Source organism: Ruegeria sp. BG3 (assembly GCF_056538485.1).
Map to the genome: position 1 here is coordinate 84,433 of NZ_JBQFTE010000007.1, position 23,405 is coordinate 107,837.

The 23,405-nt window shown below is 59.0% G+C and carries 19 protein-coding genes; 14 read left to right on the forward strand and 5 right to left on the reverse strand.

From position 1 onward, the window contains the following. Positions 1–9: 9 nt before the first annotated feature. Both ACR0AI_RS12335 and ACR0AI_RS12340 read right to left on the reverse strand, forming a co-directional pair. Positions 10–1,146 carry an alpha-hydroxy acid oxidase gene (locus ACR0AI_RS12335; protein WP_480674533.1) on the reverse strand — a complete coding sequence of 379 codons (1,137 nt, stop codon included), beginning with the start codon at positions 1,144–1,146 and terminating at the stop codon, positions 10–12. Between the two features lie 39 nt (positions 1,147–1,185). Continuing rightward, positions 1,186–2,964: a sensor domain-containing diguanylate cyclase gene (locus tag ACR0AI_RS12340; protein WP_480674531.1), complete on the reverse strand. Its 1,779-nt coding sequence runs from the start codon at positions 2,962–2,964 to the stop codon at positions 1,186–1,188. Positions 2,965–3,144: 180 nt separating this feature from the next. Here ACR0AI_RS12340 and ACR0AI_RS12345 point away from each other — a divergent pair, with 180 nt between their 5' ends. Continuing rightward, positions 3,145–5,541, forward strand: coding sequence for an ATP-dependent helicase (locus ACR0AI_RS12345; protein ID WP_480674529.1), 2,397 nt, complete (start codon positions 3,145–3,147; stop codon positions 5,539–5,541). A 3-nt stretch (positions 5,542–5,544) separates the two neighbouring features. Here the strand turns inward: ACR0AI_RS12345 and ACR0AI_RS12350 are convergent, their stop codons facing one another. Beyond that, positions 5,545–5,835 (reverse strand): DUF1330 domain-containing protein, encoded by a 291-nt coding sequence (locus ACR0AI_RS12350; RefSeq protein ID WP_170637194.1) that lies wholly within the window; start codon positions 5,833–5,835, stop codon positions 5,545–5,547. A gap of 374 nt (positions 5,836–6,209) precedes the next feature. Next, positions 6,210–6,557 carry a DUF1127 domain-containing protein gene (locus ACR0AI_RS12355; RefSeq protein WP_480537961.1) on the reverse strand — a complete coding sequence of 116 codons (348 nt, stop codon included), beginning with the start codon at positions 6,555–6,557 and terminating at the stop codon, positions 6,210–6,212. A 779-nt stretch (positions 6,558–7,336) separates the two neighbouring features. Between ACR0AI_RS12355 and mraZ the strand changes: the two genes are divergently transcribed. The 9 genes from mraZ to ACR0AI_RS12400 all read left to right on the forward strand — a co-directional run bounded on the left by mraZ (position 7,337) and on the right by ACR0AI_RS12400 (position 17,028). Further along, the gene (gene mraZ / locus ACR0AI_RS12360; RefSeq protein WP_480701338.1) at positions 7,337–7,840 is read left to right on the forward strand and encodes a division/cell wall cluster transcriptional repressor MraZ; all 504 of its coding nucleotides are present in this window, start codon (positions 7,337–7,339) and stop codon (positions 7,838–7,840) included. A gap of 4 nt (positions 7,841–7,844) precedes the next feature. Then, positions 7,845–8,837: a 16S rRNA (cytosine(1402)-N(4))-methyltransferase RsmH gene (gene rsmH / locus ACR0AI_RS12365; protein WP_480674665.1), complete on the forward strand. Its 993-nt coding sequence runs from the start codon at positions 7,845–7,847 to the stop codon at positions 8,835–8,837. Continuing rightward, positions 8,834–9,202: a cell division protein FtsL gene (gene ftsL / locus ACR0AI_RS12370; protein ID WP_170460904.1), complete on the forward strand. Its 369-nt coding sequence runs from the start codon at positions 8,834–8,836 to the stop codon at positions 9,200–9,202. The genes rsmH and ftsL overlap by 4 nt, the downstream gene beginning before the upstream one ends. Continuing rightward, complete coding sequence (locus ACR0AI_RS12375; RefSeq protein WP_480674524.1) at positions 9,199–10,986, forward strand: peptidoglycan D,D-transpeptidase FtsI family protein; 1,788 nt, start codon at positions 9,199–9,201, stop codon at positions 10,984–10,986. Before ftsL ends, ACR0AI_RS12375 begins: the two co-directional genes overlap by 4 nt. Positions 10,987–11,008: 22 nt before the next feature. Continuing rightward, positions 11,009–12,490, forward strand: a complete 1,482-nt coding sequence (locus tag ACR0AI_RS12380) for a UDP-N-acetylmuramoyl-L-alanyl-D-glutamate--2,6-diaminopimelate ligase (protein ID WP_480674522.1) — start codon at positions 11,009–11,011, stop codon at positions 12,488–12,490. After that, complete coding sequence (locus ACR0AI_RS12385; protein ID WP_480674520.1) at positions 12,487–13,881, forward strand: UDP-N-acetylmuramoyl-tripeptide--D-alanyl-D-alanine ligase; 1,395 nt, start codon at positions 12,487–12,489, stop codon at positions 13,879–13,881. Before ACR0AI_RS12380 ends, ACR0AI_RS12385 begins: the two co-directional genes overlap by 4 nt. A 35-nt stretch (positions 13,882–13,916) precedes the next feature. After that, the gene (mraY, locus tag ACR0AI_RS12390) at positions 13,917–14,999 is read left to right on the forward strand and encodes a phospho-N-acetylmuramoyl-pentapeptide-transferase (protein ID WP_170468019.1); all 1,083 of its coding nucleotides are present in this window, start codon (positions 13,917–13,919) and stop codon (positions 14,997–14,999) included. Positions 15,000–15,147: 148 nt separating this feature from the next. Then, positions 15,148–16,548, forward strand: coding sequence for a UDP-N-acetylmuramoyl-L-alanine--D-glutamate ligase (gene murD, locus ACR0AI_RS12395; RefSeq protein WP_480674518.1), 1,401 nt, complete (start codon positions 15,148–15,150; stop codon positions 16,546–16,548). A gap of 99 nt (positions 16,549–16,647) precedes the next feature. After that, positions 16,648–17,028 carry a glycine zipper family protein gene (locus tag ACR0AI_RS12400; protein WP_170374988.1) on the forward strand — a complete coding sequence of 127 codons (381 nt, stop codon included), beginning with the start codon at positions 16,648–16,650 and terminating at the stop codon, positions 17,026–17,028. A gap of 50 nt (positions 17,029–17,078) precedes the next feature. On the opposite strand, the gene ACR0AI_RS12405 is transcribed toward ACR0AI_RS12400, so the two are convergent. Continuing rightward, the gene (locus tag ACR0AI_RS12405) at positions 17,079–18,257 is read right to left on the reverse strand and encodes a BaiN/RdsA family NAD(P)/FAD-dependent oxidoreductase (RefSeq protein ID WP_480674516.1); all 1,179 of its coding nucleotides are present in this window, start codon (positions 18,255–18,257) and stop codon (positions 17,079–17,081) included. Positions 18,258–18,508: 251 nt separating this feature from the next. On the opposite strand from ACR0AI_RS12405, the gene ACR0AI_RS12410 reads away from it, so the two are divergent. The 4 genes from ACR0AI_RS12410 to murC all read left to right on the forward strand — a co-directional run bounded on the left by ACR0AI_RS12410 (position 18,509) and on the right by murC (position 23,376). Then, positions 18,509–19,582 (forward strand): Hint domain-containing protein, encoded by a 1,074-nt coding sequence (locus ACR0AI_RS12410; RefSeq protein WP_480674514.1) that lies wholly within the window; start codon positions 18,509–18,511, stop codon positions 19,580–19,582. A 127-nt stretch (positions 19,583–19,709) separates the two neighbouring features. After that, a complete protein-coding gene (ftsW, locus tag ACR0AI_RS12415; RefSeq protein WP_170374992.1) occupies positions 19,710–20,873 on the forward strand; it encodes a putative lipid II flippase FtsW in 1,164 nt (387 codons plus the stop codon). Further along, complete coding sequence (locus ACR0AI_RS12420) at positions 20,873–21,970, forward strand: UDP-N-acetylglucosamine--N-acetylmuramyl-(pentapeptide) pyrophosphoryl-undecaprenol N-acetylglucosamine transferase (RefSeq protein WP_480674512.1); 1,098 nt, start codon at positions 20,873–20,875, stop codon at positions 21,968–21,970. The genes ftsW and ACR0AI_RS12420 overlap by 1 nt, the downstream gene beginning before the upstream one ends. After that, the gene (gene murC / locus ACR0AI_RS12425; RefSeq protein WP_480674510.1) at positions 21,967–23,376 is read left to right on the forward strand and encodes a UDP-N-acetylmuramate--L-alanine ligase; all 1,410 of its coding nucleotides are present in this window, start codon (positions 21,967–21,969) and stop codon (positions 23,374–23,376) included. Before ACR0AI_RS12420 ends, murC begins: the two co-directional genes overlap by 4 nt. Positions 23,377–23,405 lie beyond the last annotated feature (29 nt).

Genomic DNA, 23,405 nt, shown 5'->3' on the forward strand with positions numbered 1-23,405 from the left:
GCCGCAGCATCAATCTTCGTGATGAATCGTCTTGATTTGGGTCAGGTCGGCAAGGCCCATCTGTCCCATATTTGCGAGCATATCCTGCCTTAACAGGTCAATCACGTGAGCCGGTCCTTTGGGGCCAAGTGCTGCCAGCCCATACAAAAAGGCACGTCCAAGCATGACGAAATCGGCCCCTTTGGACAAAGCGCGAAGGATGTCCAACCCGCCTTCGATACCGCTGTCGAAGATCAGAGGCAGGCTGGTGGCACTGCGAATCTCGGGCAGAACTTCGATGCTGGCGGGGGCACCGTCAAATTGACGCCCTCCGTGGTTTGAGACCCAAAGCGCATCCACCCCGGCTTGTTCAAGCATTTCGGCATCGTCGGGGCGCATGATCCCCTTGATCACGAAAGGCCCGTCCCACTGATCGCGCAATCGTTTGACGTATTCCATGTCCGGTGACGTCCGCAGCAAGTACCCGACATGGGCCGTGAGCGGCATCGATTTTGTGTTGTCGATATATTTGTCCAACGTGCGCATTTTGGGCATGCCCTGTCGCAGCATCCCAAACGCCCAAGCCGGGCGCTGCGCGACTTGGGCCAGCAATCTCGGCGTCAGCCTTGGCGGATGGGTCAGCCCTGAGCGTGTCTGACGCTCTCTTCGGGACGCGACAGGAACATCTGCCGTCAGGACTAACGTTTTAAATCCTACCTGTCGGGCGCGGGCTAGAAAATCTGCTCGAATCTCTGGGTCCCTAGGCGGGTAAAGCTGGAACCAGGCGTTTTCACCCAGATGAGGGGCCAGATCCTCCGGGGATTGGCTGGCCACCGTTGACAGTGTGTAGGGCAGAGAGGCCTGCGCAGCCGCACGCGCCAAAATGCCTTCTGCGTCCGGCCAGATCAGGCCCGACATGCCGATCGGCGCGATTCCGAAAGGAAGTGGGCAGTCCCGCCCCAAGAAGCGCGTGCTAGTGTCGTATTCCAGTTCACCCTTTAGAATCGAGGGGAGTAGTCGCACTGAATCCAGCGCTGTTCGGTTTCGGAGCATGGCCGTTTCGGTCCCTGTTCCGCTTTCGGTATACTCCCAGACAAAATGCGGAAGCCGTCGTCGGGCGCGGCGTTTCAGGTCGGCGATGCCGGGATAGGTGCTGTGCAGGTCCATGGCGTTTGATCCGACCTACACTGCGATTCGGCAAGGGGATCACGCCGCGTCAGGCCTATGTTTGAGCGATTTTGGCCCCGGACGTTCAGCCGCCGAGTCGGCATGACCATTTGCAACGCCCACCTGATTTCGACCGTTGTCCTTGGCTGAATAGAGGGCATCATCGGCCGCTCGCATCAAGTCTTGCGGCATCGTCCCATGTGCAGGGTAATGCGCTACCCCGACCGAGATCGTGATCCGCGGCAGGGATTTGTCGCCATATCTGACCGAGACGGCCTCGACCGCTTGGCGCAGAGTTTCAGCCCGTGTCACCGCATCATCAGGCGTGTTGTCGGGGAGAATCAGCATGAATTCTTCGCCACCGATGCGGCAGGCGATCTCATCGCGGTCGCACCCCTGTTCCAAGGCGGCGCCCACGGCGCGCAGAACCATATCACCCGCGTCATGCCCATGTGTATCGTTGAATTTCTTGAAATGGTCCACATCGACTGCAACTAGGCTGAGCGGTGCTCCGGTCTGCTGGCTGCGGCTGATTCCCCGGCGGAGGCTGTCGGTCATGTGGCGTCGGTTGAACAATCCTGTCAGAGGATCGCGCACTGATTGGTCATGCAATTGATCACGCATCCGCACATTGGCAATCGCCATGCTGATCTGTTCCGCGCAGAGCTGCGCCAGTTTCTTGCTGGCGTGAAAGGCCTCACACTTCCCCTCGTGTGCGCGCAGGTGCAACAGGCCGACCGTTTCGCCATGAGCGAGAATCGGAAAACAGAAATAGGCCCGCCCGTCATGGGGTTCGGCATGCTCGCAGACAAAATCAATCTCGGAGGCGCCAAATTCATAGGTCCGCCCACGGCGCAGGCCCCAACAACCCTCGGGGTGGATATGTGCCTTGTGGGTGCCGCCATTCCAGCTGGCGCACCCGTCCAGGACATCGCGCGAGTTGGAATAGACGTAAACGCTGCCCTCAGCCTCGGGTAGGATGTGGGTCATGAAACGTGAGACCATGTCGAACAGCTCATCCAGCGAGCGGCTGGATTGCAGCCATTCATTCAACTCGCCCAGCAGTCGGACCTCGCGCGCGAGGCGCAGTTGGTCATCCATCAACTCTCGTTCTTTCTGCGCGCGCACGTGCAGCACGCCCAACTGCCTGCGATTGTTGCGATGCACGATCAGGATCACCGCCGACAAGGCCAGCAGGACCACGGCACTGATCGCGATAAGAGACATTCGAACCCGATCAATGAACAGGTTCCTCACATCCGTGATGTCGGAATAGAACTCAATCGCGCCGAGGAATTTTCCGCTTTGAATCACAGGCGTATAAATTTCGGCGACGTGGCGGGTGTTGCTGTCCAGATTCTCCAACTGGTCGGCGTTCAGCGCGTCCACCTCGGCGATGGGCTTTTCCTCATGCTTGTAGAACAGGTTGCCCATGGCCACCACGTCCTTGAAATACGGTTTGGTATTCACCGAGCCGATATCGCCGTCCCGCGTGGACCAGAAAACCTCACCCGAGGAATCGAACAGTTTGAAGCGGTAGATATCCGAGGTTTCAGGCAGCAAGCTTAGAAAAGCCTCATCATGTTGGCTTAGGATATGCCGTTCAAAGCTGGTCTTGACGTCAAAAAGCTGGCTTTCCACTTTCTTTTCAAGGCGTAGGGCGTGATGGCGCAGATCCGATTCCAGCATCCGATCCACAAGCGGGGCAGGCAGAGTATATATCCCCCAACCGGCCAAAGCTGTCAGCGCGACCAACGTTGCCGTGCTGACAAAGACCTTTAGCTTGCCCATAAGGCGTTCTTTTGCCGTCTGTTCCATACCCGCGTTCTCCCACAAGGTGCGGAGCAGCATCGACGGGAGGTTTTGACAGAGTGTTAACTTCGTTGCATGTGGGGGCGTGAAAATGATTAAGATTTGTATGACCCCGAAGGAAAATTCTCGCGAACAAGCCGTGAACAAACCCTTTTCCTTTTGGCCCACCCAGCGTAGTTTGCCAATATGAGCAGTTTTGACGAAATGGACGCCTTCGAGGGCGCATCGCTATCAGCGCGGGCCATGGCCGCGCGGCCCATGCCCTATCTGGATGGTCTCAATCCCGCGCAGCGCGAAGCGGTTGAGCAACTGGACGGTCCGGTGCTAATGCTTGCGGGCGCGGGAACAGGTAAGACCAAAGCTCTGACCACACGGATTGCGCATCTTCTGACCACTGCCAAGGCGCGTCCGAACGAGATTCTAGCTGTGACCTTTACCAACAAGGCCGCGCGCGAGATGAAAGAGCGGGTGGGCCGTCTTCTTGGTCAGCCCGCCGAAGGGATGCCATGGTTGGGAACCTTCCACGCGATCTGTGTAAAGCTGCTGCGTCGCCACGCTGAGCTTGTCGATCTGAAGTCGAATTTCACCATTTTGGACAGTGATGATCAGCTGCGTTTGCTCAAGCAGCTTGTGCGGGTCGCCAACATAGATGACAAACGCTGGCCTGCGCGGATGCTGGCCGGAATCATCGACGACTGGAAGAACCGCGCTTTGACGCCTGACAAAGTGCCGGTTGCGGATGCCGGGGCTTATAACAACAAGGGTGTGGAGCTATACGCCCAGTATCAGACCCGCCTGCGCGAGTTGAATGCCGTGGATTTCGGTGACCTGCTGCTACACATGGTGACGATTTTCCAAACCCATCAGGACGTGCTGGAGCAATACCAGCGCTGGTTCCGCTACATCCTTGTGGATGAATATCAGGATACCAACGTCGCCCAGTACCTCTGGCTGCGTCTGCTGGCCGGAGGGCATAAGAACATCTGTTGCGTGGGCGATGACGACCAGTCGATCTATGGTTGGCGCGGTGCCGAGGTAGGCAACATCCTGCGGTTCGAAAAGGACTTTCCCGGCGCCTTCGTAGTGCGGTTGGAACAGAACTACCGCTCGACCCCACATATTCTGGCGGCTGCGTCGAATGTGATCCGTGGCAATGAAGGCCGTCTGGGCAAGGAGCTTTGGACCGATGCCGAGGACGGGGAAAAGGTTCGGCTGATCGGCCATTGGGATGGTGAGGAAGAGGCGCGCTGGATCGGGGAAGAGATCGACGCGATGCAGGGCGGCACGCGAGGTGTGCGTCCGATGAACCTCGACCAGATCGCTATACTGGTTCGCGCCTCACACCAGATGCGCGCGTTTGAGGATCGGTTTCTGACGATTGGTCTGCCTTACAAGGTGATTGGCGGCCCTCGTTTTTATGAGCGGATGGAGATTCGCGATGCCATGGCCTATTTCCGGCTGGTGGTCAGCCCTGAGGACGATCTGGCGTTCGAGCGGATCGTGAACACTCCCAAACGCGGTCTTGGTGACAAGGCGCAGCAGACGATTCAGGTTGTTGCGCGCCAAAACGGGGTGTCTCTGGTCGAAGGGGCACGGATCGCAGTTGAGAGCCAGTTGATCAAGGGTAAGGGCGGTAAGGCGCTACGTGAATTGATCGACGGGCTGGCGAGGTGGAATGCGCTGACGCGCGGGCCTCGGATCGAGGTCGATGACGACTCGGTCATTGACGACGGGGTGTCGCCTATTCGCTACGGCGCGCCTGAACACACGCATATCGAGCTGGCGCAGATCATCTTGGACGAATCCGGCTATACCGGGCATTGGCAAAACGACAAGACGCCCGAGGCCCCGGGCCGGTTGGAAAACCTCAAGGAACTGGTGAATCAGCTGGACAATTTCGAGAACCTGCAAGGGTTTTTGGAGCATGTCAGTCTGGTGATGGACAATGAACAAGAGGGCGACGGGGCGAAGGTCTCGATCATGACCCTGCACGCGGCAAAGGGGTTGGAGTTTCCTGCCGTGTTCCTGCCGGGGTGGGAGGACGGTTTGTTCCCCTCGCAACGCTCCATGGACGAATCGGGCCTCAAGGGCCTCGAGGAAGAACGGCGGTTGGCCTATGTGGGCATTACCCGCGCTGAGGAGGTCTGCACGATTTCTTTCGCGGCGAACCGGCGGGTGTTCGGGCAATGGCAAAACGCTATGCCATCACGGTTCATCGACGAATTGCCTGAGGACCATGTGGAGGTTCTGACGCCTCCGGGGCTGTTTGGCGGCGGGCAACCAGCCGCGACAATCGAAACACGCGCGGCTGAGGCGAATGTCTATAACTCTCCGGGCTGGAAGCGGATGCAGGCACGGCAGGGCCAGTATGGGATGTCCCAGCCGAAAGAAAGCCGGAATACCGTGATTGACGCCACTGCGATTGCCAGTTTCACCTTGGGTGAGCGGGTGTTTCACCAGAAATTTGGCTACGGCGCGGTTACCGGCATCGAAGGCGACAAGGTCGAGGTCGATTTCGACAAAGCAGGCGTGAAAAAGGTCGTTTCCCGTTTCCTGACGACCAAAGACGACGTTCCGTTCTGACCGCTAGAGACCTTCGACCAGCACCAGATTGGCCTTCGCTGTCTTGCGTCTGATCTTGGCCAGCTCGATATAGTCTGGGTCGTCTTTCCACGCTCGGGCTGCGGCCATGTCCGGGAACTCCATCAGCACGATACCTTCTTCTGCCCAACTGCCTTCGACGATCTCGACGGGTTTTGAAGAAATGGTCAGCAGGCGCCCGCCGTGCCGGTCAAAGATGGGCATGAAACCTTCAAGATACTTCTGATACCCGTCCGTGTCGTGAATGGAAATTTGGGCGATGAAATAGGCGGCCATGACGCACTCCTGAAAAAACGTAACTGCGCCGATCTTATTCCGTTTGCCCAAAATGCAAAAACGGCGGTTTCCCAGGGAGGAGGAAGGGAAACCGCCGTTCTTTTCTACATCGGGGCAGGGAGGAGGAGAGCCCCGATGTATCTGAACCCGGGTTTGAGCCCGGTATGAGGAAGACGCGGCGACGTCAGGGAGGAGGAAGACGTCACCGCGCGCTTTCAACACCGGGCAGGGAGGAGGAGAGCCCGGTGTGTCTAGGTCCGGCGTCGCAAGGCCGGTATTAGGTGCGGCGACGTCAGGGAGGAGGAGAGACGTCGCCGCTGATTACAGACCCTAAAGGGAGGAGGAAGGGTCTGATCTCGTGTGTTCCTCTGCGCTTAACGCGCTGTGAAGTCGTCAGCCGCCTGACGGGCCAGGCCGCGGATCATTGCGCGGCTCAGGCCGAGATCGGCTAGCTCGCGGTTGGACAGCGCGGACAGCTCACTTACCGTCTGGCGGTACAGGCGGTAGCGGGCAAAACGTGTCTTTGCGACCTCGATCATGGTGGTAATACCGCCAAAGTGAGTGCCTTTAAGTGCCGGTGTGTTTGTTGCCATTGCCATCTTGTTATTCCGTTCATTCTTGTCTTGCTGACCGGTGCCAGCGTTTGCTTGAGGATGAAAATAAGTGAATGCTGCGATTGCACAATAGCCCGCAACGTCAATGCTGCTATGCAGCAAATGCATGGATATCAGAGCCTTGTCAGTCGCGGTTTGAAATCACCCATGATTTTTTGGGGTTTGCGGGACCTTGGGCGCTAAGTCTTGGTCGAGCAAAGATTCCGTCTCATCATTCGACTTGCCCGGAGTTTGAGCGCAACTGCGAAAGTTTGTGCGTTTGATGGACGCTTTGTTTCAACTCGATCACGGGAAAGCGATCTTGGGTCCTGGCTTGGGAATTCGTGGGAGCAGATCAAAACGGCCACATTCCACGCTGTTTCCTTCTGTATGATTCTTTGTTTTTTGCGTTGCTGATGGGTCTCAGTCGGCAAAATTTCCAAGAATTTGAAATTTTTTTGGGAAATCATGGGTGATCGCGGGAGGTTCTTGGGGTCACCATATATAGCTATTGATTGACTTTGGATGTCGATATGAGGTGTGTGAGTTCTGAATTTGGCTCAAAATTCCCCTTGTTTTCATGGCTCACATCAGACCGTGCCCAAAAATTCCTATTGATTTCCATGAATTCCCATGTCATCCCTAATGCATCCGATGAGGACGAGGCAGCAGGGGCAGCAAACGACCCCAACCAAAAATAATCAGGTTTCATACAGGCATCTCGCTTTCATCACTCAAGAGATCCGGCGCGCGGGCGAGCAGACATCCCCCCAGGTGGCGCGTGCAGCTGGACATCCCGCACAGCGGGCCAATGCGGCGGGTTGATCAGTGGCAGCAGATCAACTCGCCGTTTTTCATCCGGGGGAACGTGAAATTCAAGTGGGGCGCAAGCGAAAGGGACAGTCGTCTTGGCGCGCAGGTTTAGAGGTGAAAGCCACCATAAGGTGGACACGAAGGGCAGGGTCTCGATCCCGGCCTCGTTTCGCCGTGTGCTTGAATCGTCTGATCCCAATTGGCAACCCGGTGACAATCCAGAGCTTGTGATTGTATATGGCGACCACCGCCGCAAATACCTTGAATGCTATACCATGCAGGCGATTGATGAGGTCGACGACAAGATCGACGCGCTGCCGCGAGGCTCGATGGAGCGTAAGATGCTTCAGCGTATGTTCCATGGTCAGTCCTTTCCCACCAATGTAGATGAAACCGGCCGTCTGGTTTTACCGGCCAAGCTGCGCAACAAGATCGACCTTGAGAATGAGGCCTTCTTCATAGCCGCCGGCGACACCTTCCAGATCTGGAAGCCCGAGACCTATGAGGTCGAGGAACTGGCCAAGGCTGAGGAATGGATGGACGATCTGCCGGATGATTTCGACCCGATGGTCTATCTCGATGGCGTTAGGGACGCGTAACGGCATGTCCGGCGCGGTCTCCTCATCTTCTAACCCACATATTCCTGTCCTGCTGCGCCCTTTGCTGGCGGCGGTGTCTCCGGTGGCGGGCACTTGGCTGGACGGCACATTCGGCGCAGGCGGCTATACACGGGGTCTGCTTGAGGCAGGGGCCGAGAAAGTGATCGGCGTGGATCGCGATCCGCTGGCGTTTGAGATGGCCGCAGACTGGGCGGGTGACTATGGCGACCGGCTGGTGATGCAGCCCGGAGTGTTCTCGCGCATGGATGAATATGCGCAGGATCTTGATGGGGTTGTACTGGACCTCGGGGTTTCGTCCATGCAACTGGATCTGGCCGAGCGCGGCTTCTCCTTCATGAAAGACGGCCCGCTCGACATGCGCATGAGCCAGGAGGGTGAAAGCGCCGCCGATTTGGTCAACACCGCGACCGAGGCGCAACTGGCTGACATCCTGTTCCACTACGGTGAGGAGCGTGCAAGTCGACGTATCGCCAAGGCGATTGTCAAAGCCCGCGCCGAGGAGCCGATCACCACGACCTTGCGTTTGGCCGAGATCATCGAAGCCTGCCTGCCGCGCCCCAAGCCGGGACAATCGCACCCTGCGACGCGCAGTTTTCAGGGCCTGCGGATTGCAGTGAACGCCGAATATGATGAGTTGTTTAAAGGTCTTATGGCCGCCGAGCGGGCTTTGAAGCCCGGCGGGCAACTGGCCGTTGTGACCTTTCATTCCATCGAAGACCGCATGGTTAAACGGTTCTTCCAATCTCGGGCCGGTAAGACGGGTCGTGCCAACCGGTACGCGCCCGAGATGGAACAGGAACTGCCGCAGTTCACGCTCAAGACCCGCAAGGCCGTCGGGCCGGATGAGCAGGAATTGCAGGAAAACCCGCGTGCGCGCTCGGCCAAGCTGCGTGTCGCGATCCGTACCGAGGCTCCGGCGGGGGAAATTGAGGCCCGCGCCATCGGGATGCCGCAACTTGGGGGAAGGGCAAGATGAAGAGTATTCTATATGTGTTGACCGCTCTGTCCGTTTTCGGATTGGCCTTGTGGGCCTATCAGGAGAACTACCGGACCCAGCAAGTTGTAAAGGAAATGCAGGCGCTTCAGGGTGAGATCGGCGTGGCGCAGGTTAAGCTGGCGGTTCTGAACGCCGAATGGGCCTATCTGAACCGCCCTGATCGTTTGCGTGAGTTGGCTGATTTGAATTTCGAACGCATGGGCCTGTTGCCCTTGCGGGCCGAGCAATTTGGACGTGCGGACCAGATCGCCTATGCCGAGGACCCCGACCTGCCGGTTGTTGACCCGATCGAGCTGCAGGCGATCACCGATATTCAGGCTTTGGGTGAGGTGCAGATTCCATGACCCGTACCCCCCTGCGCCCTCTGGCCCGCGTTCTGGATGCCCGCGCGAAGGGCGAAAACCCAAAGGTCATCGAGCGCGAGAATATCCGCCAACGCCATGAAAAGATGAAAGACCGCGCCCGTGCTCGTGCCGAGGGGCGTCTTTTGGTTTTGGGCCTGTTCTTCTTTTGCGCCTTCTCGGTTGTGGGTGTCCGCATGGGCATGCTGGCCACATCCGAGGCGCAAGAGCCGTTGGCCAGCGCGCCCGGTGCTTCGATTGCCATGCAACGCGCCAATATCGTTGATCGCGAAGGGCGTATACTGGCGACCAATCTGGACACTTATTCCGTCTACGCGCAGCCGCCTTTGATGATTGATCCGATTGCGGCAGCCGATCAACTGGTCGCGATCTTTCCGGATCTGGACAAAGAGCGTCTGGTCAAGGACTTCACCGGTAAACGCAAGTTCCTGTGGATTAAGAAACGCATCTCGCCCGAGCAGAAGCAGGCGGTGCATGACATCGGCGATCCGGGCATCCTGTTCGGGCCACGCGAAATGCGCCTCTACCCGAATGGGAAGCTGGCGGCGCATATTCTTGGCGGCTCGGGTTTTGGCCGCGAAGGTGTGAGCGCGGCCGAGGTAATCGGTGTTGCTGGGGTTGAAAAGAAGTTCGACGACTACCTGCGAGACCCGGCCAACGGCAGTAAGCCGCTGCAACTGTCGCTCGACCTGACCATTCAGGCAGCGGTCGAGCAGGTGTTGTATGGCGGGATGAAGATCATGAACGCCAAAGGCGCCTCGGCGGTTCTGATGAATGCGCATACGGGCGAGGTAATCTCTGCCGCGTCTTTGCCGTCCTTTGACCCCAATGACCGTCCGCGCCCGCCGACATCGGGCTTTGATCCCTCGGACAGCCCTCTGTTCAATCGTTACGTGCAGGGTGTCTATGAACTTGGATCGGTCTTCAAAATCTTCACCGCCGCTCAGGCGGTGCAGCTTGGCTTGGTGAATTCTGACACCATCATCGACACCTCCGGTCCGATGAAGATCGGCCGTTTCCCAATTGGTGAGTTCAACGGCAAGAACTATGGTAAGATCAGCGTGGCGGATGTGATCGTCCACAGCTCGAACCGCGGGACTGGACGGTTGGCTTTGCAAATCGGTTCGAAACGCCAGCAAAGCTTTCTGGAAACGCTGGGCATGTTCGAACCCACCCCGTTCGAGATTGTTGAAGCCGCTGGCGGTGCGCCCCTCAAGCCCAAGAAATGGGGTGAGTTGAGCACGGTCACTATCTCTTACGGCCACGGTCTGTCGACCAGCCCGATGCATCTGGCGGCGGGGTATGCGGCGATTGCCAATGGAGGGCACTATGTCAGCCCGACGATCCTGCGTCGCAATGGCCCTCAATACGGCCCACGTGTGATGTCGGAGAACACAGCGCGTCAGGCGCAGAAGATGTTGCGCAAAGTGGTGACGGACGGCACGGCCAGTTTTGCCGAGGTCAAAGGCTATGATGTAGCGGGCAAGACCGGTACCGCTGATAAACCCAAACCGCGTGGCGGGTACTATGATGACAAGGTGATCGCCACCTTCGCGACCATCTTCCCGGCCTACGACCCGAAATATGTGCTTATCGTCACTTTGGATGAACCCTCCATTCTGGCTTATGGAGAAAAGCGCCGGACTGCGGGCTGGACGGCAGTGCCCGTGGCGGCGGAGTTGATCGGCCGTGTCGCGCCGTTGTTGGGCTTGCGTCCCCGGCTTGAGCCTGAGGCGGGCGCTGCTATAACCCTGACCTCGAATTAGGGTGCCAGAGAACAGGTGGGTCATGGGCGCAAGAACAAAGAAACTCAGCCAACTGGCCCTGACAGCGCGCGGAGGCGCGAATCCCGACATCACCGGGCTGGCCGTCGATAGCCGCGAGGTCAAAGACGGTTTCCTGTTTGCAGCGCTTCCCGGTACGCGTGTCCACGGGGGTGAGTTTATCCAATTCGCTCTGCGCATGGGCGCTGCTGCTATTCTGACCGACGCTGAAGGCGCGCAGATCGCCGACGCCGAACTGGCCGCATCCGATGCTGCCTTGGTTGTGGTTGAAGACCCGCGCCAAGCGTTGGCCGGCTCAGCCGCGCTTTGGTTCGCTGCGCAACCGCAGACCATCGTGGCGGTGACCGGAACCAATGGTAAAACCTCGGTTGCCACATTCGTTCGCCAGATCTGGGCTGAGCTTGGCCACGCCGCCGTCAATCTCGGCACCACCGGGGTCGAAGGCGCATGGACCGCGCCGCTGGCCCATACCACGCCCGAACCAATCACCTTGCATCGCTGTCTGTCCGAGGCTGCCGAGAACGGCGTGACCCATGCAGCGATGGAGGCGTCCTCGCATGGGCTGGAACAGCGGCGTCTTGACGGAGTGCATCTGACCGCTGCTGGGTTCTCGAACTTCACGCAGGATCATCTGGACTATCACGAGACCTTCGAGGCGTATTTCGCGGCCAAAATGGGCCTTTTCGACCGGGTATTGCCTGAGGACGGCACCGCAGTCATCAACCTGAGCGACCCGAAGGGCGCGCAGGTGCGCAAGATCACTGAGGCGCGGGGGCAGTCTGTGCTGACTGTTGGGCTGGGTGAGGCTGACCTGTGCTTGATGAACCAAAGGTTTGACTCGACCGGGCAGGATTTGCGGTTCTCGTGGCAGGGCAAGACCTTCCAGACGCGCCTGAACCTGATCGGAGGGTTCCAGGCCGAAAACATCCTGCTGGCCTGTGGACTGGTCATCGCAGCAGGCGACGATCCTGAGCGGGTTTTTGAAACCCTACCGCATCTGACAACGGTCCGGGGTCGCATGCAATTGGCCGCAACCCGCGACAATGGCGCGGCGGTATTTGTGGACTACGCCCATACGCCGGATGCGGTCGCCACGGCTTTGAAAGCGTTGCGCCCGCATGTGATGGGACGTCTGATCGCGATCGTTGGCGCCGGCGGAGATCGCGACGCAACCAAGCGCCCGCTGATGGGAAAGGCCGCCGCCAACCACGCGGATATCGTCTTTGTCACTGACGACAACCCGCGCAGCGAAGACCCGGCCTCTATCCGCGCCGCCGTGATGGACGGTGCGCCAGAGGCGACCGAAGTAGGTGATCGCGCCGAGGCTATTCTGCGGGGTATTGACGCTTTGCAACCCGGCGATGCGCTGCTGATTGCAGGCAAAGGTCATGAAACAGGTCAGATCGTAGGTGATCAGGTGCTACCTTTTGATGATGTGGAACAAGCGAGCATTTCCGTGGCTGCCCTAGACGGGAGGGTCGCATGACACTCTGGACTGCGGCAGAGGCCGCCGCCGCGACCGGAGGGCGCGCCACCAGTGATTGGACTGTGGATGGCGTGTCGATTGATACGCGGACTTTGCAACCGGGCGACCTGTTTGTCGCGTTGAAGGCCGCGCGCGACGGCCATGATTTTGTAGCTCAGGCGCTGGAGAATGGCGCTGGAGCAGCTTTGGTGTCTTGCGTCCCTGAAGGGTTGTCCGAAGATGCGCCTTTGCTGATTGTCGACGAAGTGCAATCCGGGCTGGAAGCACTCGGACAGGCCGCTCGTGCCCGGACCGAGGCGCGTGTGCTGGGCGTGACAGGGAGTGTTGGCAAGACCTCAACCAAGGAAATGCTGGCCACCATTCTGGAAACGCAGGGCAAAACCCATGCCAGTGTCGCCAGCTACAACAACCATTGGGGTGTGCCTCTGACATTGGCACGGATGCCGCAAGACACTGAATTCGCGGTGATTGAGATCGGGATGAACCATCAGGGCGAGATTGCTCCGTTGGCCCGTCAGGCGCGCCCGCATGTGGGTTTGGTGACGACGGTGGCCGCTGTGCACCTTGAAGCGTTCGAGTCCGTTGCAGGGATCGCTCATGAGAAAGCGGCTATTTTTGAAGGGTTGGAGCCTGGTGGTGCAGCCATCGTGAATGCCGATATCGAACATGCGGGGATATTGCGCCAGACAGCACAAGGCCTTGGCGCTGGAATCGTTGAGTTCGGTCGGCAGGCTGCAAACTACAAGCTGACCGAAGTGACGGCTGGACCAGACTCCGTTCAAGCACGGGCTGAAGTTGGTGACACCCTGTTTACCTTCGACGTCCAATCGGCAGGCACTCATTTTGCGATGAATGCGCTGGGCGCGTTGGCTGCTTGTGTTGAGATGGGTGTTGACCTGGATCAGGCAATAGACGGTCTGCGTCAATGGTCGCCAGTCAAGGGGCGCGGGGTTCGGGAGACTCTGCCGCTGGCGATTGGCGGTCAGATCGAATTATTGGACGACAGTTACAATGCCAACCCGACCTCGATGGAGGCTGCGCTGGACGTGTTGGCCGCCTCGAACGGAACGCGCCGTATCGCCTTTTTGGGCGATATGAAGGAGTTGGGTGCACAAGAGGTGGCAATGCATGCTGGCATGGCCGAAGTGAGCGCGATGACGCAGGTTGATCAGGTTCACTGTATTGGCCCGTTGATGAAAGCGCTGCATGAGGCTTTGCCGGGTACAAAGAGGGGCCTGTGGTTCGAAACCAGCGCCGAGATGGCGGAACACCTGCCGGAATTGATCGAAAGTGGCGATACCGTGCTGGCGAAAGGCTCGCTCAGCATGGCGTTGGCCCGGATTGTTGACGGTCTGCGGAAAATGGGGCAAGGGGGCGCGCTTGACGGGTAACGCGCCCGTGCGCCTCGTGTGAGAAAGGTACTGTAATGCTGTATTGGTTGACCGCCCTGTCGGACGGAGGGGATTTCTGGAACCTCTTCCGCTATATCACGTTCCGCGCGGGTGGGGCCTTTTTGACGGCGCTGATCTTTGGGTTTCTGTTTGGCAAACCTCTGATCAACGTACTGCGCCGCAGGCAGGGCAAAGGCCAACCGATCCGTGATGACGGTCCCGAGGGCCATTTTTCCAAGGCCGGAACGCCGACCATGGGGGGCTTGCTGATCGTAGGGGCGCTGGTCACGTCGACGTTGCTCTGGGCACGCTGGGACAATCCTTACGTCTGGATGGTGCTGTTCGTGACGCTGGCTTACGCGGCGATCGGGTTTGCCGATGACTATGCCAAGGTGTCCAAGCAGAACACCAAAGGCGTGTCCGGCAAAATGCGCTTGGCGCTGGGGATCATCATCGCCGTGTTGGCCGCCTTCTGGGCGTCTTTGCATCATCCGGAGGCTTTGCAGAACCAATTGGCTGTGCCGATTTTTAAGGATACGCTGGTCAATCTGGGGATCCTCTACATCCCGTTTGCCGTTATCGTGATTGTGGGTTCTGCCAATGCTGTAAACCTGACCGATGGGCTTGACGGTTTGGCCATCATGCCCGCGATGATTGCGGCCACGACGCTGGGCATTATCGCTTATGCGGTGGGTCGCGTCGACTTTACTGAGTATCTAGATGTGCACTACGTGCCCGGAACGGGCGAGATTCTGATCTTTACCTCTGCCCTGTTCGGCGGTGGCCTTGGCTTCCTGTGGTATAACGCGCCGCCTGCGGCTGTGTTCATGGGCGATACCGGATCGCTGGCTCTGGGTGGTGCGCTGGGCGCGATCGCCGTGGCGACCAAGCACGAGTTGGTGCTGGCCGTGGTTGGCGGCCTGTTTGTGGTCGAGGCGCTGAGTGTGATCATTCAGGTTCTCTATTTCAAGCGCACCGGTAAGCGCGTGTTCCTGATGGCTCCGATCCATCATCACTATGAAAAGAAAGGCTGGGCGGAACCCACCATCGTGATCCGGTTCTGGATCATTTCGCTGATCCTCGCGATGATTGGGTTGGCGACACTGAAAGTCCGGTAGCCCTCCCGCCGGGTTCAGAGGGCCTGCGGCCCTCTTGCCACCTGTTGGGCCCGGCTCGCGCTGACGCGCGAGCCTGAAAGCGCCCTTGCCATTGGGATTTTCTTCGGTGCAGTGTGGCGCGCATTCAAGTTGAAAGAAGGGGGGCGGCATGATCCCGGTCAAAGGTTTCTCAGGGCAGAAGGTCGCCGTTTTGGGCCTTGGCCGGTCGGGTTTGGCGACGGCGCGTGCGTTGCGTGCTGGTGGGGCGGAGGCGATCTGCTGGGATGACAATCCAGCCGCGCGCGAGACTGCTGAAGGTGAGGGGTTTCAATGCCTTGATCTGCGCCGCCACGGGGCGTTTGATGAGATCGCCACGCTGATCGTCTCACCCGGTATTCCGCATCTTTATCCTCAACCGAACCCGGTGGTCGCCGCCGCGTTGGAGGCCGGCGTGCCGGTGGACAACGATATCGGCCTGTTTTTTCGATCCTTTGCGGGGCCGGAGTGGAACAACTACGACACACCGCCGCGTGTGATCGCGGTGACAGGATCGAACGGTAAATCGACCACGGCGGCCCTGATCCATCACATCCTGTCCGAGGCGGGGCGTGAGGCACAGTTGGCGGGCAATATCGGGCGTGGTGTGTTGGATATAGACCCCGGAGGCGATGGATCGGTCGTCGTGCTGGAGCTATCGAGCTATCAGACCGAGCTGGCCCGCGCATTGACGCCTGATGTAGCTGTTTTCACTAACCTATCGCCGGACCATCTGGATCGCCACGGCGGAATGGGTGGCTATTTCGCCGCCAAGAGACGACTCTTTGCCGAGGGCGGGCCAGACCGTGCTGTGATTGGCATTGATGAAGCCGAAGGCGCATTCCTGGCGGGGCAATTGGCCGAGGGTCCGGCGGATGACCGGGTGATCCGCATCTCGGTTGAGCGCAAACTGACCGGTCCGGGGTGGCAGGTCTTTGCCCGCAAGGGCTTCCTTGCGGAGTATCGCAAAGGGCGGCAGACCGGGTCGATCGACCTGCGAGGCATCAAGGGATTACCGGGGTCGCACAACCACCAGAACGCCTGTGCTGCCTATGCCGCTTGCCGGTCTCTGGGTCTGGCGCCGCGCGTGATCGAGGATGCCTTGCACAGCTATCCGGGCCTGCCGCATCGCAGTCAGATCATCGCCGAAGCGGGTGGGGTGACTTTCGTGAACGATTCCAAGGCGACGAATGTGGACAGTGCGGTGAAAGCTCTGAGTGCGTTCAAGAAGATCCGCTGGATTTGCGGCGGGTTGGAGAAAGAAGGCGGTATCGACGCCCTCAATGGTGCCTCAAATCAAGTGATCAAGGCCTATGTGATTGGGCGCGAGGCGGCGGGCTTTGCCATGCAGCTAGAGGTCGAGGCGCAGGTCTGCACCACAATGGCCGCTGCCGTTGAGCAGGCCATAGCCGACAGCGAGGCTGGGGAGACCGTCTTGCTGGCCCCTGCAGCCGCCAGTTTCGACCAATATGACAATTTTGAGCAGCGCGGGGATGACTTCGTGGCGCAGGTTCAAAAACACCTTAATGCCTAGCCTGTTTGCAATTCCTTGCCGATTGGGCGACAGTTTGCGGGTATCGGCTTGAAGCCGTTTAAGAATTTGCTTTTCTGCTCGGAAATTCAAAAAGAGGTCATGAATATGCCTAACCCGAAATCCCTTCTGATCGTCCCGGCTCTGCTGCTGGCTGGGGCTTGCACGAATACAGGCGCAAACTACGTGCCCGTTATTGATGGCCCGGTTGGCCCCAACTACCAGTCAGACCTGCTGCAATGTCAGCAATTGGCGGCCTCGCAAGCGGCGGTTGATGGGTCGACGGCGGGTAACGCGGCGATTGGTGCGGCCGGTGCTGCGGCAACTACGGCGATCATTCAGGACAGCAGCGACAATCTGGGTCGCGCTGCTGCGGCGGGTGCTTTGATCGGGGCCGGGGCTGACGTAATCGCGAAGAACCAGAACAAGGAAGTCATTGTGCGCAACTGCATGCGCGGACGCGGTTATAACGTCGTCGGCTAAGGCCGCGCAATTGATCGTGTCGGCTGAGGCCGCGCAGTTGGTCGTGTCGGCTAACGCGCGGAAATGGCCTTTCCGGCGGCGTGGCCCGAGGACCACGCCCACTGGAAGTTGTAGCCGCCAAGCCAACCGGTGACGTCTACAGCTTCACCAATCGCATAGAGGCCGGGGACATCCCTGGCCTCCATCGTTTTTGACGACAGGTCATCTGTGTCGATTCCACCCAGAGTGACCTCAGCAGTGCGATACCCTTCGGTCCCCGAGGGGGTCAGCTGCCAATCGGACAGCGCCGAGACTAGGTCGTTCAGCGCCGTGTCCGATTGGTCGGCAAGGTTGCCCTTCATTGGGATATGTTGGGCGAGGTGATCCACCAACCGCGATGGCAAGTGCCGCGCGAGTTCGGTGGTCAGCGCCTTGCGCCCTCCGGCTTGTCGCTGATCGCGCAAAAGATCGAACAAGGGCAGATCCGGGATCAGATTGACGCGGATCGCTTCTCCCTTATGCCAATATGACGAGAGTTGCAGCACGGATGGTCCGCTGAGGCCGCGATGGGTGAACAGGAGTGCTTCGTCAAAACTGGTGCGGTCGTTGGAGAGACGTGCGGGCAGAGAGACGCCAGACAGATCCTTGAACCTCCCGTCCGAGAAGGTGAACGGAACCAGCGCAGCGCGGGTTTCGGTGACGCGCAGATTGAATTGCTGCGCGATGTCATAGGCCAGACCTGTCGCACCCATTTTGGGAATCGACTTGCCGCCAGTTGCCAGCACGAGATTGCGGCAGGTCAGGCTGTGCCGCGCACCTTCGCGATCGACCTCCAGCGCAAACCCGGCTTCGGTCTTGCGCAGCGCTTTGACCTCGGTCCGTAGCCATAAGTCAGCCCCTGCGCGGGTCATCTCATCCAGCAGCATCTGAACGATCTGCTTCGAGGAATCGTCACAAAACAACTGCCCCAGCGTTTTCTCATGCCATGCGATGCCGTGACGCCCGACCAGATCGATGAAATCCCATTGCGTATAGCGCGCCAAGGCGGATTTGCAGAAATGCGGGTTTTGCGACAGGAAATTGGCAGGCCCCGCATACATATTGGTGAAGTTGCAACGCCCGCCGCCCGAGATGCGTATTTTCTCGCCCGGCGCTTTCGCGTGGTCGATCACCAACACGCGCCCGCCGCAATGCGCTGCGCACATCATGCCAGCTGCTCCGGCACCAAGGATGATCGTATTGTAAGTCATGCGCTGCGCATGGCGCGGATTAGCCCGGATGGCAAGCTCTGGTAAGACACCTGCGCAAAAATACAGCGTGTACAAAGGCCAGCTTCTGTCAGGAGAAAGGCGCAGTTTCCGCAGCCGAGAGCGCCTGAACAGCAACAGATTCGTGTAATTTGATTCAGTGTGAGGTCTGCCATCTGTTACATTGGCCTATGTAACGGTAGAAAAGTGCCAAGTTCCGAGTTGTTTCCCGTATTACGGAGTGTATCCAAACCATGCCGACCAATGTTTTCGGCGCGTTCCGAACCGATACTGATCTGTCTGCGAATGACGTTACCTTCGATCCAACAGGCGTTGTCTTCGAGATTTCGGCCTACAGCCAGATCACCATCGAGGATGGGGCCGATGCTACAATCATCGATGGTGATGATCAGAACAACGAGTTTCCAAACGATCCAACGCAGACCTTCAACGGCAATGTGATCTTCTGGGACTTTACCATCGAAGTCACTGACGGCACCAATACCTACCAGATCGGTATCTTCGACTATGACATCGACGGCAATGGAAACTCGAACGTCATCAACGCGGAATCCGGGTTCTTCATTGGGTTTCTTGATGGCTCTGTTCCACCGCTGAACACACCTCTGACCGTCAACGGGGTTATCGACAACGGCCCCGATATAGATGTTGATACGGTTGTGCCGTGTTTCGTTTCGGGCACTTTGATCGACACGCCTGATGGCGCGAGATTGATTGACGATCTGACCCCAGGTGATTTGGTTCTCACTCAGGACAACGGCGCTCAACCGATCCGATGGATCGGCAAGCAGAGCCTCGACAAAATCGATCTGACGCTGAAACCCAAGCTAAGGCCGATCCATATCGCGCAAGGTGCTTTGGGACAGGGCGTTCCTGCGCGTGATCTGTATGTCTCGCCACAACACCGCATGCTGGTCAGGTCAGCCATTGCTGAGCGCATGTTCGCCAAAGATGAGGTCTTTGTCCCGGCCTGCAAACTGCTCGATCTGCCTGGCATTTCAGTGCAGACGGGAGGCGCGACGGTTACGTATATCCATCTTCTCCTTGACCGCCATGAGGTCATCTTTGCCGAGGGCGCGCCGACGGAAAGCCTGTTCACGGGTCCCGAAGCGCTTAGGGCGATCGGGAAGGATGGGGTCGAAGAATTGCGGCAAATTTTCCCGCAACTCTTTGTCAGTAGCCACCAACCAGAACCCGCACGTCTGGTCCCTAGACGTGGGCGCCAAATGCGCAATCTGGTGCAGCGTCACGTGAAAAACGGTAAGCCAGTGGTTCAAAGAAAGGCTCGGGCTAGCAGGGGCGGATGACATCTCGTTAAGGCGCGGTTTTTCGTTTGCACGGCTCATTTCCCTAGCCCAAACGCCAATTTCACTGTAGACTCTCAAACAGATCCCGAAAACGGGACGCGAGTGAGGCAGTAAGTGGCGGTATCTCATGACTGAGATGGTGTATGGCGCGGTTCAGGACCAGCGCGGGGAACCGATTCTACCAAAGTGGTGGCGGACGATTGATCGCTGGACAATGTCTTGCGTTCTGATCCTGTTTGTCATCGGATTGTTGTTGGGGCTGGCCTCATCGCCGCCTCTGGCCGGGCGTAACGGGTTTGATCCGTTCCACTATGTTGAACGGCAGGCGCTCTTCGGCGGATTGGCGCTGATCGCGATGTTGCTGACCTCGATGATGTCTCCGACGCTGGTGCGGCGTTTGGCGGTGCTGGGTTTTCTGGGGGCCTTCGTGGCGTTGGCGTTCCTGCCGGTCTTCGGGACGGATTTCGGAAAAGGCGCTGTGCGCTGGTACTCGCTGGGCTTCGCCTCATTGCAACCGTCCGAGTTTCTCAAGCCTGGATTTGTGGTCGTTGCGGCTTGGCTGCTGGCGGCCTCGCAAGAGATCAATGGCCCTCCGGGGCGGTTGTGGTCGTTTGCGCTGTGTATGGCGATTGTTGGCATGCTGGTGATGCAGCCTGATTTCGGGCAAGCCTGCCTGATCCTATTTGGCTGGGGCGTGATGTATTTCGTGGCCGGAGCGCCGATGCTTTTGCTGGTTGGCATGGCCGGAGTGGTCGTTCTGGGCGGAATGTTCGCCTATTCCAACTCGGACCACTTTGCACGCCGCATCGATGGATTTTTGAACCAGGAGGTCGATCCGACCACTCAGCTTGGCTACGCCACCAACGCCATCCGTGAGGGCGGTTTGTTTGGTGTTGGCGTGGGGGAGGGGCAGGTCAAATGGTCTCTGCCTGATGCGCATACGGATTTCATCATCGCTGTGGCGGCCGAGGAATATGGTCTGATCCTGGTGCTGATCATCATCGCGCTTTATTCGATCATCGTTGTGCGCTCGCTGATGCGCCTGATGCGTGAGCGGGATATGTTCATCCGTCTGGCTGGCACTGGCTTGGCCTGCATGTTTGGCGTTCAGGCGATGATCAATATGGGTGTGGCCGTGCGCCTGTTGCCTGCAAAGGGCATGACACTGCCCTTCGTCAGCTATGGCGGCTCATCCCTGATCGCGGGTGGTATTGCGGTCGGCATGTTGCTGGCCTTCACACGCTCACGTCCCCAAGGTGAGCTGGGTGATATTCTGCGCGGACGAGGCTGATGAGCAAACCTTACCTGTTGATTGCGGCTGGCGGCACCGGGGGCCACATGTTCCCGGCGCAGGCTCTGGCTGAGGCGATGTTGCAAAAAGGCTGGCGCGTGCGCCTGTCGACCGATCCCAGGGGCGCTCGCTATACCGGAGGCTTCCCGCACACGACCGAGATTGTCGAGGCGTCCTCGGCAACCTTCGCACGCGGCGGTCTGGCCGCAAAAGCGATGGTGGGGCCGAAGATTGCGGGCGGTGTGACAAGCATGGCCATGCAAATGCTGCGCGACCGTCCGGATGTGGTTGTAGGCTTTGGCGGCTACCCGTCGATCCCGGCGCTGGGCGCGGCAACGCTGCTGAAACTGCCGCGTATGATCCATGAACAGAACGGCGTTTTGGGGCGTGTGAACCAGCTCTTCGCCACACGCGTGGCCCAAGTGGCCTGCGGTGTTTGGCCGACCGATCTGCCCGAAGGGTCCAGCGGCATTCACACTGGTAATCCGGTCCGGGCCTCGGTGCTGGAGCGGGCCGGTGCGCCCTATATCCCGCCCGGTGAGTATCCGATGTCGGTTCTGGTGATGGGCGGCAGTCAGGGTGCGCGGATTCTCAGCGATGTGGTGCCCGAGGCAATTGCCGCTCTCCCGGAATTTCTACGCGGTTTTATCCGCGTCTCGCATCAGGCTCGCGATGAGGATGGTGAGCGTGTCACGGCCTTCTACGCCGATCACGGTATTCGCGCTGATGTGCAACCGTTCTTTGACGACGTTCCGCGCCGCATGTCGGATGCGCAGCTTGTCATCAGCCGTTCGGGCGCATCAAGCGTGGCCGACATCTCAGTCATCGGTCGCCCGTCGATCCTGATCCCTTTCGCCGCCGCCGCAGGGGACCACCAAACCGCCAATGCTCGAGGGCTGGTGCAGGCAGGCGGGGCAATCATGATCCCCGAAAAGGCGCTTGACGTTCCCTCACTGACCGAGCAAATGACCACGGTTTTGACCAACCCCGAAGCCGCACAGAAAATGGCCCATGCCGCCCTCTCGACAGGAGCCCCCGACGCCACCGAGCGGCTGGTCGCCCTTGTTGAGCAACTGGCGCAGAAGGAGACCACATGAACCCCGCAACCAAACTGCCGCAGGACGTAGGACCGATCCATTTCGTTGGGATCGGAGGGATCGGGATGTCGGGGATCGCCGAGGTGTTGCTGAACCTTGGCTACCGGGTGCAGGGGTCGGACCTGAAGGCCTCAAAAATCACGGACCGTCTGGCATCTTTGGGGGCCGAGATTTTTGTGGGCCAAGAGGCCGAAAACTTGCAGAACGCCGCCGTGGTCGTCACCTCGACCGCGATCAAGCCGGGCAACCCGGAACTGGACGAAGCGCGCGCGCAAGGTCTGCCGGTTGTCCGTCGCGCTGACATGCTGGCGGAACTGATGCGCCTGCGCTCGAACATCGCTATCGCCGGGACGCATGGCAAAACCACAACGACCACAATGATGGCCGAGCTGATGGTGGCCGGAGATTTCGACCCTACGGTCATCAATGGCGGCATCATCCACGCCTATGGCTCCAACGCGCGCATGGGGCAGGGCGAATGGATGGTGGTCGAGGCCGACGAATCCGACGGCTCGTTCAACCGTCTGCCCGCAACCATCGCCATCGTCACGAATATCGACCCCGAGCATATGGAGCATTGGGGTGATTTCGATACGCTGCGCGACGGGTTCTATGAGTTCGTATCGAACCTGCCCTTCTATGGTCTGGCGGTGTGCTGCACGGATCATGCCGAAGTGCAGGCGCTGGTCGGCCGCATCACCGACCGCCGCGTGCGCACCTATGGCTTCAACGCGCAGGCCGATGTGCGGGCCGAGAACCTGACCTACAAGGGCGGCGTCGCGCATTTCGATATCCATCTGCAATATGAGGACAAGGTGATCGAAGGTTGCACCCTGCCGATGCCGGGTGACCACAATGTCTCGAACGCGTTGTCCGCTGTTGCGGTGGCGCGGCACTTGGGCATGAAAGCATCCGAAATCCGCGAGGCTTTGGCGAATTTCGGTGGCGTCAACCGCCGCTTCACCAAGGTCGGAGAGGTCGACGGTGTCACCATCATCGACGATTACGGCCACCACCCGGTCGAAATCGCCGCCGTCTTGAAAGCCGCTCGCCAAGCGACCGAGGGCCGCGTGATCGCCGTTCACCAACCGCACCGCTATTCGCGTCTGTCCAACCTGTTCGACGATTTCTGCACCTGCTTCAACGACGCTGACGTGGTCGCCATCGCTGATATCTTCGCCGCCGGAGAAGACCCGATCGAAGGTGCTTCGCGCGATGATCTGGTGCAGGGCCTCATCCGTCACGGCCACCGCCATGCGCGGGCCTTGTTGGACGAAAACGATCTGGAGCGTCTGGTCCGCGAACAAGCCCGCCCCGGTGACATGGTCGTGTGTCTAGGCGCCGGGACGATCAGTGCATGGGCGAACGGGTTGCCGGAACGGTTGCAAAGGAAACAGGCTGTTTGACGGCTGATCTTATTTGCTGCACAACCTGA

Excerpts from the sequence above, each read along its gene's own strand:
- ACR0AI_RS12335 (WP_480674533.1), bottom strand. The coding sequence starts at position 1,146 with ATGGACCTGCACAGCACCTATCCCGGCATCGCCGACCTGAAACGCCGC.
- ACR0AI_RS12340 (WP_480674531.1), bottom strand. The coding sequence starts at position 2,964 with ATGGAACAGACGGCAAAAGAACGCCTTATGGGCAAGCTAAAGGTCTTT.
- ACR0AI_RS12345 (WP_480674529.1), top strand. The coding sequence starts at position 3,145 with ATGAGCAGTTTTGACGAAATGGACGCCTTCGAGGGCGCATCGCTATCA.
- ACR0AI_RS12350 (WP_170637194.1), bottom strand. The coding sequence starts at position 5,835 with ATGGCCGCCTATTTCATCGCCCAAATTTCCATTCACGACACGGACGGG.
- ACR0AI_RS12355 (WP_480537961.1), bottom strand. The coding sequence starts at position 6,557 with ATGCATTTGCTGCATAGCAGCATTGACGTTGCGGGCTATTGTGCAATC.
- rsmH (WP_480674665.1), top strand. The coding sequence starts at position 7,845 with ATGTCCGGCGCGGTCTCCTCATCTTCTAACCCACATATTCCTGTCCTG.
- ftsL (WP_170460904.1), top strand. The coding sequence starts at position 8,834 with ATGAAGAGTATTCTATATGTGTTGACCGCTCTGTCCGTTTTCGGATTG.
- ACR0AI_RS12375 (WP_480674524.1), top strand. The coding sequence starts at position 9,199 with ATGACCCGTACCCCCCTGCGCCCTCTGGCCCGCGTTCTGGATGCCCGC.
- ACR0AI_RS12380 (WP_480674522.1), top strand. The coding sequence starts at position 11,009 with ATGGGCGCAAGAACAAAGAAACTCAGCCAACTGGCCCTGACAGCGCGC.
- ACR0AI_RS12385 (WP_480674520.1), top strand. The coding sequence starts at position 12,487 with ATGACACTCTGGACTGCGGCAGAGGCCGCCGCCGCGACCGGAGGGCGC.
- mraY (WP_170468019.1), top strand. The coding sequence starts at position 13,917 with ATGCTGTATTGGTTGACCGCCCTGTCGGACGGAGGGGATTTCTGGAAC.
- murD (WP_480674518.1), top strand. The coding sequence starts at position 15,148 with ATGATCCCGGTCAAAGGTTTCTCAGGGCAGAAGGTCGCCGTTTTGGGC.
- ACR0AI_RS12400 (WP_170374988.1), top strand. The coding sequence starts at position 16,648 with ATGAATATGCCTAACCCGAAATCCCTTCTGATCGTCCCGGCTCTGCTG.
- ACR0AI_RS12405 (WP_480674516.1), bottom strand. The coding sequence starts at position 18,257 with ATGACTTACAATACGATCATCCTTGGTGCCGGAGCAGCTGGCATGATG.
- ACR0AI_RS12410 (WP_480674514.1), top strand. The coding sequence starts at position 18,509 with ATGCCGACCAATGTTTTCGGCGCGTTCCGAACCGATACTGATCTGTCT.
- ftsW (WP_170374992.1), top strand. The coding sequence starts at position 19,710 with ATGACTGAGATGGTGTATGGCGCGGTTCAGGACCAGCGCGGGGAACCG.
- ACR0AI_RS12420 (WP_480674512.1), top strand. The coding sequence starts at position 20,873 with ATGAGCAAACCTTACCTGTTGATTGCGGCTGGCGGCACCGGGGGCCAC.
- murC (WP_480674510.1), top strand. The coding sequence starts at position 21,967 with ATGAACCCCGCAACCAAACTGCCGCAGGACGTAGGACCGATCCATTTC.